The organism is Rhizobium sp. SAFR-030, assembly GCF_059415005.1.
Genome location: NZ_JBPFDO010000006.1, coordinates 136,943 through 153,873 on the forward strand (window position 1 = coordinate 136,943; position 16,931 = coordinate 153,873).

At 63.4% G+C, this 16,931-nt stretch carries 14 protein-coding genes; 1 reads left to right on the forward strand and 13 read right to left on the reverse strand.

The genetic code is table 11. The annotated features are described in order from the left end of the window. Positions 1 to 41: 41 nt before the first annotated feature. The gene (locus ACR65N_RS18695; protein ID WP_440458229.1) at positions 42 to 1,118 is read left to right on the forward strand and encodes a TraB/GumN family protein; all 1,077 of its coding nucleotides are present in this window, start codon (positions 42 to 44) and stop codon (positions 1,116 to 1,118) included. Between the two features lie 126 nt (positions 1,119 to 1,244). Here ACR65N_RS18695 and lpdA read toward each other — a convergent pair whose 3' ends face one another. From lpdA to sdhA, 13 genes are all read right to left on the reverse strand, one after another. Then, positions 1,245 to 2,651, reverse strand: coding sequence for a dihydrolipoyl dehydrogenase (gene lpdA, locus ACR65N_RS18700; RefSeq protein ID WP_430307552.1), 1,407 nt, complete (start codon positions 2,649 to 2,651; stop codon positions 1,245 to 1,247). Positions 2,652 to 2,704: 53 nt separating this feature from the next. Next, on the reverse strand, positions 2,705 to 3,118 hold the full coding sequence (locus ACR65N_RS18705) for an MAPEG family protein (RefSeq protein WP_430307553.1): 414 nt from the start codon (positions 3,116 to 3,118) through the stop codon (positions 2,705 to 2,707). Positions 3,119 to 3,151: 33 nt separating this feature from the next. Then, the gene (gene odhB, locus ACR65N_RS18710; protein WP_440458230.1) at positions 3,152 to 4,402 is read right to left on the reverse strand and encodes a 2-oxoglutarate dehydrogenase complex dihydrolipoyllysine-residue succinyltransferase; all 1,251 of its coding nucleotides are present in this window, start codon (positions 4,400 to 4,402) and stop codon (positions 3,152 to 3,154) included. Positions 4,403 to 4,485: 83 nt separating this feature from the next. Beyond that, on the reverse strand, positions 4,486 to 7,482 hold the full coding sequence (locus tag ACR65N_RS18715) for a 2-oxoglutarate dehydrogenase E1 component (protein ID WP_430307555.1): 2,997 nt from the start codon (positions 7,480 to 7,482) through the stop codon (positions 4,486 to 4,488). A 187-nt stretch (positions 7,483 to 7,669) separates the two neighbouring features. Further along, positions 7,670 to 8,572, reverse strand: coding sequence for a succinate--CoA ligase subunit alpha (sucD, locus tag ACR65N_RS18720; protein WP_440458231.1), 903 nt, complete (start codon positions 8,570 to 8,572; stop codon positions 7,670 to 7,672). An 18-nt stretch (positions 8,573 to 8,590) separates the two neighbouring features. Next, complete coding sequence (gene sucC / locus ACR65N_RS18725) at positions 8,591 to 9,784, reverse strand: ADP-forming succinate--CoA ligase subunit beta (protein WP_440458232.1); 1,194 nt, start codon at positions 9,782 to 9,784, stop codon at positions 8,591 to 8,593. Next, the gene (locus ACR65N_RS18730; RefSeq protein WP_440458233.1) at positions 9,771 to 10,340 is read right to left on the reverse strand and encodes a hypothetical protein; all 570 of its coding nucleotides are present in this window, start codon (positions 10,338 to 10,340) and stop codon (positions 9,771 to 9,773) included. Before ACR65N_RS18730 ends, sucC begins: the two co-directional genes overlap by 14 nt. A gap of 3 nt (positions 10,341 to 10,343) precedes the next feature. Then, complete coding sequence (mdh, locus tag ACR65N_RS18735; RefSeq protein ID WP_440458234.1) at positions 10,344 to 11,306, reverse strand: malate dehydrogenase; 963 nt, start codon at positions 11,304 to 11,306, stop codon at positions 10,344 to 10,346. 156 nt (positions 11,307 to 11,462) lie between these two features. Further along, positions 11,463 to 12,644 carry a cell division protein ZapE gene (zapE, locus tag ACR65N_RS18740; RefSeq protein ID WP_440458235.1) on the reverse strand — a complete coding sequence of 394 codons (1,182 nt, stop codon included), beginning with the start codon at positions 12,642 to 12,644 and terminating at the stop codon, positions 11,463 to 11,465. Between the two features lie 37 nt (positions 12,645 to 12,681). Continuing rightward, positions 12,682 to 13,215 (reverse strand): protease inhibitor Inh/omp19 family protein, encoded by a 534-nt coding sequence (locus tag ACR65N_RS18745; protein WP_440458236.1) that lies wholly within the window; start codon positions 13,213 to 13,215, stop codon positions 12,682 to 12,684. Between the two features lie 170 nt (positions 13,216 to 13,385). Continuing rightward, a complete protein-coding gene (locus ACR65N_RS18750) occupies positions 13,386 to 14,165 on the reverse strand; it encodes a succinate dehydrogenase iron-sulfur subunit (protein WP_430307562.1) in 780 nt (259 codons plus the stop codon). Continuing rightward, positions 14,158 to 15,078, reverse strand: coding sequence for a glycosyltransferase family 25 protein (locus tag ACR65N_RS18755; protein ID WP_440458237.1), 921 nt, complete (start codon positions 15,076 to 15,078; stop codon positions 14,158 to 14,160). The genes ACR65N_RS18750 and ACR65N_RS18755 overlap by 8 nt, the downstream gene beginning before the upstream one ends. A 9-nt stretch (positions 15,079 to 15,087) precedes the next feature. Beyond that, positions 15,088 to 16,929 carry a succinate dehydrogenase flavoprotein subunit gene (sdhA, locus tag ACR65N_RS18760; RefSeq protein ID WP_430307564.1) on the reverse strand — a complete coding sequence of 614 codons (1,842 nt, stop codon included), beginning with the start codon at positions 16,927 to 16,929 and terminating at the stop codon, positions 15,088 to 15,090. Positions 16,930 to 16,931: the final 2 nt, after the last annotated feature.

Genomic DNA, 16,931 nt, shown 5'->3' on the forward strand with positions numbered 1-16,931 from the left:
GTTAAGCCTCTCTGCTCCTCCACAGGGTTAAAGCGATCCCCATGACCCATCGCATCTTCCCCCATCTCCGTTCTGTCCGCCGGGAGCCCGGCGACCAGGCTCTCTGGCTGCTGGCCGCACTGCACGTGCTGGCGTTTCTGACGTTCCTGGTCGTGCTCGGCCTTGCGGTCCCGGCACGCGCGGCGGGCGACACGTGCGACGGAGCCAACATCCTCACCGAGATGAAAGCCCGCGATCCGTCCGCCTATGCCGGGCTGGTGGCGGAAGCCGATAAGGTGGAGAACGGCCGGGGTCTGTTCTGGAAGATCGACAGGCCGGGCCTTGCGCCCTCCTGGCTGCTCGGCACCATGCACGTGACCGATCCCCGGGTGCTCGCCATGCCGAAGGGTGCCGTCGAAGCCCGCGATTCCGCAAAGGTGATCGTCGTTGAATCCGACGAGATCCTCGACGAGAAGCAGGCGATGGCGAAGATGCTCGTCAAGCCGGAGCTGACGATGATGACCGACGGCGCGACAATCCAGACGTTCCTGTCGCCGCAGGATGCGGCAAAGCTCGAAGCCTCGCTGAAGAAGCGCGGCATTCCGCTTGCCGCTGTCTCGCGCATGCAGCCGTGGATGCTGTCGAGCTTCATCGCCCTGCCGGCATGTGAGCTTGCCCGCAAGGCCAAGGGCGCCTCCTTCCTCGACAAGCAGATTGCCGAGCAGGCGGTCGCGGCCGGCAAGCCGGTGAAGGGGCTGGAGACGATGCAGGAGCAGCTCTCGGCCATGGCATCGATCCCCACCGACTTCCACATCAAGTCGCTGATGGAGATGATCGCCATGGGCGACCGGATGGACGACGTCACCGCGACGATGACCGAACTCTATCTGTCCGGCGAGATCGGCATGACCATGCCGATGCTGAAGGCGGTGGCACCGGACGGTACAGAGGGCGAAGGCTATGCCGAATTCGAGGAGCGCATCGTCAGCCGCCGCAACCACACCATGGCCGAACGCGCTTTGCCGATGCTGAACGAGGGCGGTGCCTTCATCGCCGTCGGCGCGCTGCACCTGGTTGGAAAGGACGGGCTGGTAAGCCTCCTGCGCCAGCAGGGATTTGCGGTGACGCGGGTCGACTGATCGAGACCCGCCCCGAAGCCGCTCGCCAAAATACTCACTGTTCGAGACCTGCCTGAACGAAAATGTCCCGCCTGGACTGGCCAGGCGGGACTTCGAAGCGTGCGTTTCGGGTGCCGGCCCCGCCGATCACATGTGGATCGGCTTGAAGAAGGTGGCGAGCGCTGCTTCCTTGACGGCTTCCGACATCGTCGGGTGCGCATGGCAGGTGCGGCCGAGATCTTCCGACGAACCGCCGAATTCCATCAGCACGGCTGCCTCGTGGATCATTTCGCCGGCTCCGAAGCCGATGATGTGAACGCCGAGCACGCGGTCGGTATCCTTGTCGGCCAGAACCTTGACGAAACCTTCCGTCGCCAGCATGGCGCGCGCACGGCCATTGGCCATGAACGGGAACTTGCCGACCTTGTAGGCGGTGCCGGCCGACTTCAGCTCTTCCTCGGTCTTGCCGACCGAGGCGACTTCCGGCTGCGTGTAGACGACGCCCGGTATGACGTCGTAGTTCACGTGGCCGTGCTGGCCGGCGAGAATTTCGGCAAGCGCCACGCCCTCGTCTTCCGCCTTGTGGGCAAGCATCGGGCCCTTGACCACGTCGCCGATGGCATAGATGCCCGGGACGTTGGTCGCGTAGTGGCCGTCGATCTCGACGCGGCCGCGGTTGTCGAGCACGACGCCCGCTTCTTCCAGCCCGAGGCCCGCCGTGAACGGCTTGCGGCCGGTGGAGATCAGCACAACGTCCGCATCGACGGTCTGGGCTTCGCCGCCCTTGACCGGCTCGAAGGTGACCTTGGCGCCGGTCTCGGACTTCTCGACGCCGGTGACCTTGGCACCCAGCTTGAAGTCCATGCCCTGCTTGGCGAGGATGCGCTGGAACTGCTTGGAGACTTCGCCGTCCATGCCGCCGAGGATGGTGTCGAGATATTCGACGACGGTGACCTTGGCGCCGAGACGCATCCATACCGAGCCGAGCTCGAGGCCGATCACGCCGCCGCCGACGACCACCATGTGGGCCGGGACCTTTTCAAGCGCGATGCCGCCGGTCGACGAGACGATGACCTTCTCGTCGATCTCGACCTGCACGCCCGGAATGCCGGCAACGTCGGAGCCGGTGGCGATGACGATATTCTTGGTTTCGAGTTCCTGCGCCGAGCCGTCTTCAGCGGTCACCGAGACCTTGCCGGCGGAGACGATCTTGCCGGTGCCGATGAAGGTCTCGATCTTGTTCTTCTTGAACAGGAAGGCGACGCCATCGACGTTCGACTTCACGGTCGCGTCCTTGTGGCCCATCATCTTTTCGAGGTTGAGCGTGGTGCCGGAGACCTCGACGCCCAGCTCTTCCATGCCGTGCTTGGCATGCGCAAAGACTTCCGACGCGTGCAGCAGCGCCTTCGACGGGATGCAGCCGACATTGAGGCAGGTGCCGCCGAAGGTGGCGCGCTTCTCGACCACGGCAACCTTCATGCCGAGCTGGGCAGCCTTGATTGCGCAGACATAGCCGCCAGGGCCGGTGCCGATAACGATGAGATCATAAGCCATGCAGTTAAGTCCTTTTTAGAAACGTCGCGTTTGCCTGATGTGCCCGGGGCAGTTCAGGCAACCAGGGCGAACATCATGATCAGCAACCCGGCGACGCTCACCAGCCAGACGAGAGAGCGGATATACGGAATGCCGGTGAGATAGAGCGGGATATAGGCGATGCGGGCGATCAGCCACATCCAGGCGCCGCCGATGCCAAGGCCGGACGGATCGCCGATGAAGGCGAGGCCGAGCAGCAGGCCGATGAAGGCCGGATAGGTTTCCTGGAAATTCTTCGAGGCGCGGGCGGCGCGACCGGCCATCACTCCCGTCGGCTGCTTGTCGGCATCCCGCGGACCGGCGTTCCAGGTCGATCCCAGCTCGCGGGTCGCAAGAATCCCCTGCAAGCCGATATGGAAGAGCAGGATGACAACGCTGAGCGAGAGCAGCACGACAAGATGCGCGGCGTTTGCCGAAATCGGATCCATGCTGCTCTCCTCAGTTCGATGTCACGTAGTTTCTTAGAGATCGAGAACCAGGCGTTCCGGATCTTCCAGGCTTTCCTTGACGCGCACCAGGAAGGTGACGGCTTCCTTGCCGTCGACGATGCGGTGATCGTAGGAAAGCGCCAGGTACATCATCGGACGGATGACGATCTGGCCGCCGACGACGACCGGACGCTCCTGGATCTTGTGCATGCCAAGAATGCCCGACTGCGGTGCGTTGAGGATCGGCGAGGACATCAGCGAGCCGTAGACGCCACCATTGGTGATGGTGAAGGTGCCGCCCTGCATGTCGGCCATGCCGAGCGTGCCATCGCGGGCAGCCTTGGCGAGACGGCCGAGTTCCTTTTCAACCCCGGCGATCGACAGCTGGTCGGCGTCACGGATGACCGGGACGACGAGGCCCTTGTCGGTGCCGACGGCCATGCCGACGTGGCAGTAGTTCTTGTAGACGAGATCGGTACCGTCGATCTCGGCGTTGACGGCCGGCAGTTCCTTCAGCGCATGGGTGGCGGCCTTGGTGAAGAAGCCCATGAAGCCGAGCTTCACGCCGTGCTTCTTCTCGAACACGTCCTTGTAGCGGTTGCGCAGGTCCATGACCGCCTTCATGTCCACCTCGTTGTAGGTGGTCAGCATGGCGGCGGTGTTCTGGGCGTCCTTGAGGCGCTTGGCGATCGTCTGGCGCAGGCGGGTCATCTTGACGCGCTCTTCGCGGGCCGCATCCTCGGTGGACGACGGAGCGCGCGGTGCGGCCGGAACCGCTGCCGGCGCGGCAGCCGGAGCCGAGGTTCCCTTGGCGACGGCAGCGATCACGTCGCCCTTCAGCACCTGGCCACGCTTGCCCGAGCCATCGATGTCGGAGGTCGAGAGGTTGTTGTCGGCGGCAAGCTTTGCGGCAGCCGGGGCCGGCGGCATCGACGAGCCGGCAGTCGCCTGCGGTGCGGCGGCAGGTGCCGGAGCAGCAGCGGCCGGCGCTGCAGGGGCAGCTGCCGGGGCCGGAGCGGCGGCCGGAGCCGATGCGGAACCGGCGGCGCCTTCGGCGATCTGCCCGAGCAGCGCGCCGAGACCGACCGTATCGCCGGCCTGTGCGACGATTTCCGTCAGCACGCCCGATGCCGGGGCCGGAACTTCGACGGTCACCTTGTCGGTTTCCAGTTCGACGATCGGTTCATCGGCCTTCACCGTGTCGCCGACCTTCTTGAACCAGGTGCCGATGGTTGCCTCGCTGACGGATTCCCCAAGCGTTGGGACGCGGATTTCGGTGGCCATGATCTGTTTCCGTGTTTGTCAGATGTATTTTCGAACGGGTGAAGGGGCGGCTGAGAACTCAGCCGCCACCAAGCGACTGGAGATCAGCCGCCGAGTGCGTCTTCGAGGAAGGCTTCCAGCTGCGCCAGGTGCTTGGACATCAGGCCCGTCGCCGGAGAGGCGGCAGCCGGACGGCCGGTGTAGCGGACGCGCTGGTACTTGGCGTCGATATGCGCCAGCACCCATTCGAGATACGGGTCGATGAACGCCCAGGCACCCATGTTCTTGGGCTCTTCCTGGCACCACACCATCTCCGCATGGCGGAACCGCGACAGCTCGTTGATCAGCGCCTTGGCCGGGAACGGATAGAGCTGTTCCAGACGCAGCAGGTAGATGTCGTCGATGCCGCGCTTTTCGCGCTCTTCCAGGAGGTCGTAATAGACCTTGCCGGTGCACATCACGACGCGACGGATCTTGGCGTCCTTCTGCAGCTTGATCGGGCCGTCCTTGATGACTTCAGCGTCGTCCCACAGCAGGCGGTGGAACGAGCTTTCGCCCGCCATTTCCGCCAGCGTCGAGGTGGCGCGCTTGTGACGCAGCAGCGACTTCGGCGTCATCAGGATCAGCGGCTTGCGGAAGTCGCGCTTCATCTGCCGGCGCAGGATGTGGAAGTAGTTGGCCGGCGTCGAGACGTTGGCAACCTGCATGTTGTCTTCGGCGCACATCTGCAGCCAGCGCTCGAGGCGCGCCGACGAATGCTCCGGACCCTGGCCTTCATAGCCGTGCGGCAGAAGGCAGACGAGGCCCGACATGCGCAGCCACTTGCGCTCACCCGACGAGATGAACTGGTCGAAGACGACCTGCGCACCGTTGGCGAAATCGCCGAACTGGGCTTCCCAGAGGGTGAGCGCGTTCGGACGGGCCAGCGAGTAGCCGTATTCGAAGCCGAGCACGGCCTCTTCCGACAGCATCGAGTTGATGACTTCGTAGCGGGCCTGGGTTGGCGACAGGTTGGCAAGCGGAATGTAGCGCTCTTCGGTGTCCTGATCGTAAAGCACCGAGTGACGCTGCGAGAAGGTGCCGCGTTCACAATCCTGGCCGGACAGACGCACCTTGTGGCCGTCGACGGCGAGCGACCCGAAGGCGAAGGCTTCCGCCATCGCCCAGTCGATCCCCTCGCCGGTCTCGACCATCTGCGCGCGGTTGTCCATGAACCGCTTGATGGTTCGGTGAGCGTTGAAGCCGTCCGGAATGGTCGACAGCTTGCGGCCGATTTCCTTGAGGCTCTTCATCGGCACGGCGGTCTTGCCGCGACGCTGCTCGTCGGCGTTATCGGCCGAGCGCAGGCCCGTCCACTGGCCGTCCAGCCAGTCGGCCTTGTTCGGCTTGTAGCTCTGGCCGGCTTCGAATTCCTGTTCCAGATGGGCGCGCCAGTCGGCCTTCAGCTTCTGGTATTCACCGTCGGTGATGACGTTTTCGGCGATCAGACGCTCGGCGTAGAGCTCGGCAACCGGCTTGTGGCCGCGGATGACCTTGTACATCTTCGGCTGCGTGAACGCCGGCTCGTCGCCTTCGTTATGGCCGAAGCGACGGTAGCAGAACATGTCCACGACCACCGGCTTGTGGAACTTCATGCGGAATTCGGTGGCGATCTTGGCGGCGTAGACGACAGCTTCCGGATCGTCGCCGTTGACGTGGAAGATCGGCGCCTCGATCATCTTGGCGACATCCGACGGATAGGGCGACGAACGCGAATAGGCCGGATTGGTGGTGAAGCCGATCTGGTTGTTGATGATGAAATGCAGCGTCCCTGCAACGCGGTGACCGCGCAGGCCCGACAGCCCGAGGATTTCGGCGGTCACGCCCTGGCCGGCGAACGCGGCATCGCCGTGCAGCAGCAGCGGCAGGACCTTGGCGCGTTCCTTCAGCGGGATGACGTCGCCATCCCAGGACTTGGCGATCATGTCCTGCTTGGCGCGGGCCTTGCCCATCACCACCGGGTTGACGATTTCCAGGTGCGACGGGTTGGCGGTCAGCGACAGGTGCACTTTGTTGCCGTCGAACTCGCGGTCCGAGGAGGCGCCGAGGTGGTACTTGACGTCGCCCGAGCCTTCGACTTCGTCGGGCTTGAAGGAGCCGCCCTTGAACTCGTGGAACACCGCGCGATGCGGCTTGTGCATGACGTTGGTCAAGACGTTCAGACGGCCGCGATGGGCCATGCCGAGCACGACTTCTTCCAGTCCGTCCTGGCCGCCGCGCTTGATGATCTGCTCGAGTGCCGGGATCAGCGATTCACCGCCATCGAGACCAAAGCGCTTGGTGCCCTTGTACTTGACGTCGATGAACTGCTCGAAGCCTTCCGACTCGACGAGCTTCTGGAGGATCGCCTTCTTGCCTTCCGGGGTGAACTCGACGCCCTTGCCCGGGCCTTCAATGCGCTCCTGGATCCACGCCTTCTCTTCAGGGTTGGAGATGTGCATGAACTCGACGCCGAGCGTCGAACAGTAGGTGCGCTCGAGGATATCGATCATCTCGCGGACCGACGCGTATTCGAGGCCCAGCACGTTGTCGATGAAGATCTTGCGGTCGTAATCGGCCTCGGTGAAGCCGTAGGCGGTCGGCGACAGCTCGTTATAGTCCTCGACCGGCGCTGCAAGGCCGAGCGGATCGAGCTTGGCATGCAGGTGGCCGCGCATGCGGTAGGCGCGGATCATCATGATGGCGCGCACGCTGTCACGCGTCGCCTGCAGGACAGCGGTCGGATCGAGCGGCGTGCCGGCAGCAGCAGCGGTGGCCTCGGCCTTCGCCTGAACCTTCTTCTCGATCGCCTTCTCGACGACCGGCCAATTGCCGTCCAGCGCCGAGATCAGCTCGCCGTTGGCCGGGATCGGCCAGTTCTTGCGCTGCCAGGAGGCGCCCTTGGCGGCCTTCTTCACGTCATCCGGATTATCGGCCAGCGCTTTGAAGAAGGACTGCCATTCGGGACCGACGGAATTCGGATCTTCCTCGTAGCGAGCGTAGAGCTGCTCGATATAGGCGGCATTCGCGCCGTCGAGGAACGAGGTGATGAGAAACTGCTCGTTGGCTTCTTGCCGTGCCATGATGCTTCCGCGGGCTGTAATACCCGCCTCCTGACGTAATTGGGGGCCGGATCTTGGATAAGCGCCGACCGTCGCTTGCAGTGCGTATGCTGCCGTAAGGCCCGCAAAAACCCGGGAGCGGCATGGGCAGGCGGATCCAACCGGATCCGCCTGCCCTGAAAGTGTATCAGCTGACGTGAATGTGGCGTCAGCCCTTCAGAACTTCAACCAGCGTCTTGCCGAGGCGGGCCGGCGAAGGCGACACCTTGATGCCGGCGGCTTCCATGGCGGAGATCTTCGATTCCGCATCGCCCTTGCCACCCGAAACGACGGCGCCGGCATGACCCATGGTGCGGCCCTTCGGCGCGGTGCGGCCGGCGATGAAGCCTGCCATCGGCTTCTTGCGGCCCTTCTTGGCTTCGTCGATGAGGAACTGAGCGGCATCCTCTTCGGCCGAACCGCCAATTTCGCCGATCATGATGATCGACTGGGTGGCTTCGTCGGCGAGGAACATTTCCAGGACGTCGATGAACTCGGTGCCCTTGACCGGGTCGCCGCCGATACCGACAGCGGTCGTCTGGCCGAGGCCCTCGTTCGAGGTCTGGAACACTGCTTCATAGGTCAGCGTGCCGGAGCGCGACACGATGCCGACCGAGCCCTTGCGGAAGATCGAGCCCGGCATGATGCCGATCTTGCATTCTTCCGGCGTCAGGATGCCCGGGCAGTTGGGGCCGAGAAGACGCGACTTCGACTTTTCGAGCCGTGCCTTGACGCGCACCATGTCCATGACCGGGATGCCCTCGGTGATGCAGGTGATGAACGGCACTTCGGCGTCGATCGCTTCGATGATCGCGTCCGCTGCGCCTGCCGGCGGAACGTAGATGACCGAGGCGTCGGCGCCGGTGCGTTCCTTGGCTTCGGCGACGGAAGCGAAGATCGGCAGGCTTTCACCCTTCGAGCCGGTCCAGGTTTCGCCACCCTTCTTCGGGTGGATGCCGCCGACCATCTGCGTGCCGTAATAGGCAAGCGCCTGTTCGGTGTGGAAGGTGCCGGTCTTGCCGGTCAGGCCCTGAACCAGGACCTTGGTGTCTTTATTGACGAGAATGGACATTATTTCCGGTCCTTCAAATTAGGCGTTGATCGCAGCGACGATCTTCTTGGCGGCGTCGTCCAAGTCGTCGGCGGCCGTGATCGCAAGGCCCGATTCGTTCAGGATCTTCTTGCCAAGCTCGACATTGGTGCCTTCCAGACGAACGACCAGCGGAACCTTGAGGCCGACTTCCTGGACGGCAGCGACGACGCCTTCAGCGATGACGTCGCACTTCATGATGCCGCCGAAGATGTTGACGAGGATACCCTCGACCTTCGGGTCTGCGGTGATGATCTTGAAGGCTGCCGCAACCTTCTCCTTGCCGGCGCCCCCGCCGACGTCGCAGAAGTTTGCCGGCTCCTTGCCGTACAGCTTGATGATGTCCATCGTCGCCATGGCAAGGCCTGCGCCGTTGACCATGCAGCCGATGTTGCCGTCGAGCGCCACGTAAGCGAGGTCCCACTTGGAGGCTTCGATTTCCTTGGCGTCTTCCTCGGTTTCGTCACGCAGCGCCTTGACGTCGTCGTGGCGGAACATGGCGTTGCCGTCGAACGACACCTTGGCGTCGAGAACGCGCAGGTGATCGTTCTTCATGACGATCAGCGGGTTGATCTCGAGGAGCGCCATGTCCTTCTCGCTGAAGGCCTTGTAGAGGATCGGGAACAGCGACTTGGCATCTTCCGCGGCAGCGCCGGAGAGTTCCAGGGCCTTGGAGATGGCAGCGATGTTGTCGGCCGTGACGCCGGCTTCCGGATCGATGGCGATCGTGTGGATCTTTTCCGGCGTGTCGTGGGCGACAGCCTCGATGTCCATGCCACCTTCCGTCGAAACGACGAAGGCGACGCGACCAACCGAACGGTCGACGAGGAGCGAGCAGTAAAGTTCGCGGGAGATGTCGGCGCCGTCTTCGATGTAGAGACGGTTCACCTGCTTGCCGGCCTCACCCGTCTGGGCGGTGACCAGCGTGTTGCCGAACATTTCCTTGGAGTGGCTCTTGGCTTCATCGATCGAGAAGGCCAGGCGAACGCCGCCCTTGGCATCCGGGCCGAGTTCCTTGAACTTGCCCTTGCCGCGGCCGCCCGCATGGATCTGGCTCTTCACCACGTAGAGCGGGCCGGGCAGCTGCTTTGCGGCAGCTTCGGCTTCTTCCGCGGAAAAGATCGCCACGCCTTCGGCGACCGGTGCGCCGTAGCTCTTCAGAAGAGCCTTGGCCTGATATTCATGAATGTTCATTAGCATTTCCTAGCTTGTTGATGTCATCATTCACGTAAATCTGGTGTATATTCAATTCGTCGAGACCAAAATTGCTAAGTCCAATATCGCTTCTCATAGCCAACAGTATTCTCCCCATAATCCGGAAAACATTCTTTGGCTCAGCATCACCTTTATGTCGTTTCAGCGCTGCGAAAGCGTTCAGGACCGTAGGCGAACCGTAAAACATCACACCCCGGCTAACTTCGAACCATTTCGCTTGAAATTCCGCATCGGATGCATCGCTCACAATGCCCTTTTTCGATGCTTCCATTAAAGCGAACATGATCTCGTAGAATTTCTGATAGACCTCGATTTTTTTGTCCCTATGCGCCTCTTTAATGGAGCGACTACGCTCCTTCCAGTAGGTGAATGTGACCGTGAACAGACCGACTACGGCCGCAATGATTGCGGCCTGAATCGACTTATCTGCCGTAACCAAAGCGGATACGAAGTAGATCGCTAGCCATATCCCGCCCACCGCTATTATTGCGATAAGCGCAAAACCGATCAGTTGCTGGCGACCTTCGTATGTCATCAATTACTTGAGAGCGGGAGCGATGGTCGTGCAGGCTTCGCAGAGGCCGGCAACCGCATCGACGGACTTCTGGAAAGCCGCCTGTTCGTCGCTGTTGAGATCGATTTCGATGATGCGCTCGATGCCGCCGGCGCCGATCACGGTCGGCACGCCGACATACATGTCGTTGACGCCGTACTGGCCGGAGAGATAGGCGGCGCAGGGCAGGACGCGCTTCTTGTCCTTGAGGAAGGATTCCGCCATCTCGATCGCCGAGGCGGCCGGGGCGTAATAGGCAGAGCCGGTCTTCAACAGGCCGACGATTTCGGCGCCGCCATCACGGGTGCGCTGGATGATCTGCTCGAGGCGCTCGGCGGTGACCCAGCCCATCTTGACGAGGTCGGTGAGCGGAATGCCGCCGACCGTCGAGTAGCGGGCGAGCGGCACCATGGTGTCGCCGTGGCCGCCGAGAACGAAGGCGGTGACGTCCTGGACGGACACGTTGAATTCTTCGGAGAGGAAGAGGCGGAAGCGCGAGCTATCCAGCACGCCGGCCATGCCGACGACCATGTTCTTCGGCAGGCCGGAGAACTTCTGCAGCGCCCAGACCATCGCGTCGAGCGGGTTGGTGATGCAGATGACGAAGGCGTTCGGCGCATACTTCTTGATGCCGGCGCCGACCTGTTCCATGACCTTGAGGTTGATGCCGAGCAGGTCGTCGCGGCTCATGCCCGGCTTGCGGGCGACGCCGGCGGTGACGATGCAGACGTCAGCGCCTTCGATGGCTGCGTAATCGCTGGCACCGGAGAGCTTGGCGTTGAAGCCTTCAACCGGGCCGGACTGGGCGATATCCAGGCCCTTGCCCTGCGGTACGCCGTCGGCGATGTCGAACAGGACGATGTCGCCGAGCTCCTTGAGGCTGGCGAGGTGAGCCAGCGTGCCGCCGATCATGCCGGAACCGATAAGTGCAATCTTTTTGCGAGCCATTGAGAAGCTTCCTCTCCATTCGAATGCATGGCCGGCATGAGACTGTCGACCGGTAGGGCTTTCGATTAGCCCGGATGCCGTAAAATGGCAAACGATTCTTTGGAAGCTGGAATTTCAATCGGTTAGACTATAAAATTCTTACGTAAACGTAAGAGATTATGTCGCTGAAGTGTCATCCCGGGCGCGCTTCGCCCTGTGCAGTGCGAGATAATCCGGGCTGCGCATCTCGTAGAGGCGGGAGATCGTCCGGTCGAACTCGAAGCCCTCGGTACCACGCTTTTCCGTCAGCAATGCGTCAGGCGTCGCCGCTGCCGAAATGAACAGCCGCACGCTCTTGTCGTAGAATGCATCGACCATGTTGATGAAACGTTTCGTCTGGTTGCGCTTCTCAGGTCCGAGCAGCGGCACGCCCTCGACGAACACGACGTCGTAGCGGGCGGCAATCTCCAGGTAGTCGGCAGCGGCAAGCGGCTTGTCGCAGATGTCGGAAAAGCCGAAGCGTGCAGCCCGCCCTGCAGCACAAGGGACGTGGATGCTGCGGCCGTTGCGGGGGATTTCGGCCGGAGCAACCTTCGCCCCGTCAGTCATCTGGTGCCAGGCGGTTTCCAGCGCCACGTCGGCCTTCCCGCCAAGCGGTGACAGGTAGACGGGCAGGCTGGCGAGCTTCTCCATCCGGTAGTCGGTTGGCGAATTCAGCGTCGTCACGTCCACATACTGCGTCATCAGCGTCAGGAACGGCAGGAAGAGCGAGCGGTTGAGGCCGTCACGGTAGAGGTCGTCGGGCGCCACGTTGGAGGTCGCGACCAGCACGCAGCCGAGCGAGAAGAGTTCGGTGAACAGCCGCCCGAGGATCATCGCGTCAGCGATGTCGGTGACCGAGAACTCATCGAAGCAGAGAAGTTGCGCCTCGGCGAACAGGTCGGCGGCGACCGGCGGTACCGGATCCGCCTGCTTCGTCTCGCCGGCCTTCAGCTTCTGCCGGTGGGCATGGATGCGCGCATGCACATCCGCCATGAATTCGTGGAAGTGGCAGCGGCGCTTCGCGGCCACCGGAGCCTTGGAGAAGAACATGTCCATCAGCATGGTCTTGCCGCGGCCGACCGAGCCGTAGACATAGAGCCCGCGGATGCCGTTTTCCGAGCGTCGGGCCTTGCGGGCGAACAGCCAGCCGAGGGCGCTGGTCTTCTTCGCCGGCACGCGCTCGCGCAATTGCGCCAGCACATGATCGAGCTTTGCAGCGACGGCCATCTGCGCCCTGTCGAGCTGCAGCGTACCCGCCGCCGTCATGGACGTCAGCTCATCGCTGACGCTGTTGTTGTAGTCCGGGAGTTGTGCCATCGATGAGCCCTGTCGGGCGGGCGCCGGAGACGTCCGCTTAGCGGCTGAGGCTGATCGCCTGTCCGGAATTGGTCGTGCCGTCGAAACGCGTCTCGCCGCTCTTGTAGACCCGGCCGATCACGTCGCCGCTGCGGTTCTTGAACTGCACCGTCTTGCCCGACACTTCCCAGGAGCCCATCGCCGTCAGCTCGCCGACGCAGCCGCGCGTACCGCCGCGCGATCCACCGCCGAGATTGGTGAGCGTCAGGAACATGTCGCAGCTGCTGCCGGCATTGTTGACGCGCCAGTTGCCGACCATCGATTCCTTGGTGACATCGAGCGCGGTTGCCGGCGCTTCGCCGCCGCCTGGCGGCAGGGACGCCATCTGCGTGTTGCCAGCGGGAGCAGCCGGGAACTGCGACGAGCCGCCGGCGCCCGGAGGCGGCAGCTGGTTGGACTGGACCTGAGGAACAGGCTGGGCCTGCAGAGGAGCAGGACCCGGCAGATTGGTGTAAGGATCGCTGGAGGTTCTTTGGCAGCCGGAAAGGGACACCGCAACCAGAACGCCGGTCACCACATATCTCAACTGCATCTTAAAGCTCCCGCTAACCGCTTCCGCACGCACCGCGCGCACGTCTGTCTCTGAATTACCGTCAATAGCCGTTTCAAATCAAGTCATCGATCCGGTCCAGGCCCGCGTTTCGGGCCGCCTCCCGCGCAGATGGCTCACATCTGCGCGAGTTCAAGGGCGGCCGACGGATGTCAGACCCGCCGCTCGATCATCATCTTCTTGATCTCGGCGATGGCCTTGGCCGGATTAAGGCCCTTGGGACAGGTCTGGGCGCAGTTCATGATCGTGTGGCAGCGATAGAGGCGGAAGGGATCCTCGAGGTCGTCGAGACGCTCGCCCTTGGCCTCGTCTCTGGAGTCGATCAGCCAGCGATAGGCCTGCAGGAGGACGGCCGGGCCGAGATAGCGGTCGCCGTTCCACCAGTAGCTGGGACAGGATGCCGAGCAGCAGGCGCACAGGATGCACTCGTAGAGACCGTCGAGCTTCATGCGGTCGTCGTGACTCTGCTTCCACTCCTTGACCGGCGGTGGCGAGACCGTCTTCAGCCAAGGCTCGATCGAGCGGTGCTGAGCGTAGAAATTGGTCAGATCCGGCACCAGATCCTTCACCACCGGCATATGCGGCAGCGGATAGACCTTCACGCTGCCCTTCACGTCGTCCATGCCCTTGGTGCAGGCGAGCGTGTTGGAGCCGTCGATGTTCATCGCGCACGACCCGCAGATGCCCTCGCGACAGGAACGGCGCAGCGTCAGCGTCGGGTCGATGTTGTTCTTGATGTACAGGAGGCCATCGAGAACCATCGGACCGCAATTGTCCACGTCGATGTAGTAGGTATCGATGCGCGGGTTCTCGCCGTCGTCCGGATTCCAGCGATAGATGCGGTATTCGCGAAGGTTCGTGGCGCCGGCCGGCTTCGGCCAGGTCTTGCCTTCGGTCATCTTGGAGTTTTTCGGGAGAGCAAGTTCAACCATTGCTGGACCTTCGATCATCGGCGCAGACCGCCGTTTTGTTACCTCGGTTATAATCATCCGGCGCCCAGGGCGCCATGGTCGCCTTCACGAGTATATGGGGACGCCCGTCACAGGCTGCCCACAAAAGCGCAAGCCGTTCCATTGCCCGCCGCAGCGCCGTTGCTGGACCGCGCATGAAAGAGCCGCCGCGCCTGGCCTGCTTTTCCCCGCGATCTGTCGCGATCACGCTTGCGGCACCCGACTGCATCACCGTCCACGGCGACACGTCCGCCAGCCGCAGCCCGTGCAGGGACGGCGTCCAGAGAAAATCGTCGGCCGGAACGAGCAGCCGGCCGATCCGCGCCAGAAGCCGCTCGGCCGCCGGGCGTGTAAGCAGATAGGCCGCAGCACCCGAACAGGGACGCAGCGACCGCACCAGCTGGTGGTCGCCGAGGCTTGCGAGCGGCAGGCTCCGTCGCCCGCCCGCGCGATAAATGCCTTCGAGCTTGACGATGTCGGCGTCGAAACCCTTCGCCAGCAGAGACCTCAGGGTCTGTTCGAAACCCGGCTGCGGAGCGGCATCATCCTCGAGCACCAGCGCGTGCTGGAAATCGCTTGCGAGAAACTGGCGCCAGGCCATCACATGGCCGGCCAGGCAGGCTTCCTCCGTCAGCATGAACCGGCGGTTGCGGTGCAAGTTCCACCCCAGCCCCTGGCCGTCATCGGCCAAGGCCGCGCCCCGCACCGACAGAACCGCCTGCGGATCGTTTCGCGCATCGACGCCGGCCACCCGGTGGAGCGGCCAGGCGAGGCTGCCGAAGCCCGCCTCGATGGCCGCCCAGCGATCCGGCGACCGGTCGAGGTTGATCGCGAACAGGCCAAGCGGCCTCCCCCCAGGGACGCTTTTACGGGCATCTATGCGGGAGGCCACCATGTTCATCGATCAGTACACGCGCGCCTTCGGCTCGATCTTCACTGGATCGATGCCCTCGGCGATGAGGTCGGTGTGCACCGGCCGGTAGTCGAGCTTGACGTCGCCCTCCGGCGACACCCAGGCCAGCGAATGCTTGCGCCAGTTGACGTCGTCGCGGCCGGCGAATGCGCCTTCGGTATAATCCTCGCGGGCGTGGCTGCCGCGGCTTTCCTTGCGGGCCTCGGCGCTGAACACCGTGCTGATGGCGTTGGCCATCAGGTTCTGCAGTTCCAGCGTTTCGACAAGGTCGGAGTTCCAGATCATCGACCGGTCGGTGACCTTGATGTCCTTCATCTCGCTCCAGATCGACGACAGGCGCTTGCAGCCGGATTCCAGCGATTCCTGGGTCCGGAAGACGGCGGCGTCTTCCTGCATGGCGCGCTGCATCTTGTCGCGCAGCACCGCCGTCGGCGTGCCGCCCTGTGCGTGACGCAGGCCGTCGAAGCGGTCCATGATCTTGTCGCAGGCAGCGATGTTGAGAGCCGGCACCGGCGATACCCGGTCGATGACCTGGCCGGCGCGGATGGCGGCGGCGCGGCCGAAGACCACGAGGTCGATCAGCGAGTTGGAGCCGAGGCGGTTTGCGCCGTGCACCGAGGCGCATCCGGCTTCGCCGACGGCCATCAGGCCCGGCAGCAGCCGTTCCGGATTTTCGCTGTCGGCGTTCAGCACTTCGCCCCAGTAATTGGTCGGAATGCCGCCCATGTTGTAGTGGACCGTCGGCAGGACCGGGATCGGCTCGCGCGTCACGTCGACGCCGGCAAAGATCTTGGCGCTTTCCGAGATGCCGGGAAGACGTTCATGCAGGACGGCCGGATCCAGGTGATCCAGATGCAGGAAGATGTGGTCCTTGTTCTTGCCGACGCCGCGACCCTCGCGGATTTCCAGCGTCATGCAGCGCGACACCACGTCACGCGAGGCAAGATCCTTGGCCGAGGGTGCATAGCGCTCCATGAAGCGCTCGCCTTCGGAATTGACGAGATAGCCGCCTTCGCCGCGCGCGCCCTCGGTGATCAGACAGCCGGAGCCGTAGATGCCGGTCGGGTGGAACTGGACGAACTCCATGTCCTGCAGCGGCAGGCCGGCACGGGCCACCATGCCACCACCGTCGCCGGTGCAGGTATGGGCCGACGTTGCCGAGAAGTAGGCGCGGCCGTATCCGCCGGTCGCCAGCACCACCATCTTGGCGGCGAAGCGATGGATCGTGCCGTCGTCGAGGTTCCAGGCGACGACACCGGTGCAGCGGCCGTCGTCCGACATGATCAGGTCGAGGGCGAAATACTCGATGAAGAATTCGGCGTTGTGCTTCAGCGACTGGCCATAGAGCGTGTGCAGGATGGCGTGGCCGGTACGGTCGGCGGCGGCGCAAGTGCGCTGCACCGGCGGGCCGGCGCCAAAGTTCTGCATGTGGCCGCCGAACGGCCGCTGGTAGATCTTGCCCTCCTCGTTACGCGAGAAGGGCACGCCGTAATGCTCGAGCTCGTAGACGGCCTTCGGCGCTTCCATGACCATGTACTGCATGGCATCGACGTCGCCGAGCCAGTCGGAACCCTTGACCGTGTCGTAGAGGTGCCACTGCCACGAGTCCGGCGTCATGTTCTGCAGCGAAGCGGCGATACCGCCCTGGGCTGCGACCGTGTGGCTGCGGGTCGGGAAGACCTTGGTGATGCAGGCCGTCTTGAACCCCTGCTCGGCCATGCCGAGCGTGGCGCGAAGGCCAGCCCCGCCGGCGCCGACGACGATCACGTCGTAGGAGTGGTCGACATAGGTGTAGGCCTTGCCGTTCTGGGCGATGGGAGTGATCGATGCCATGG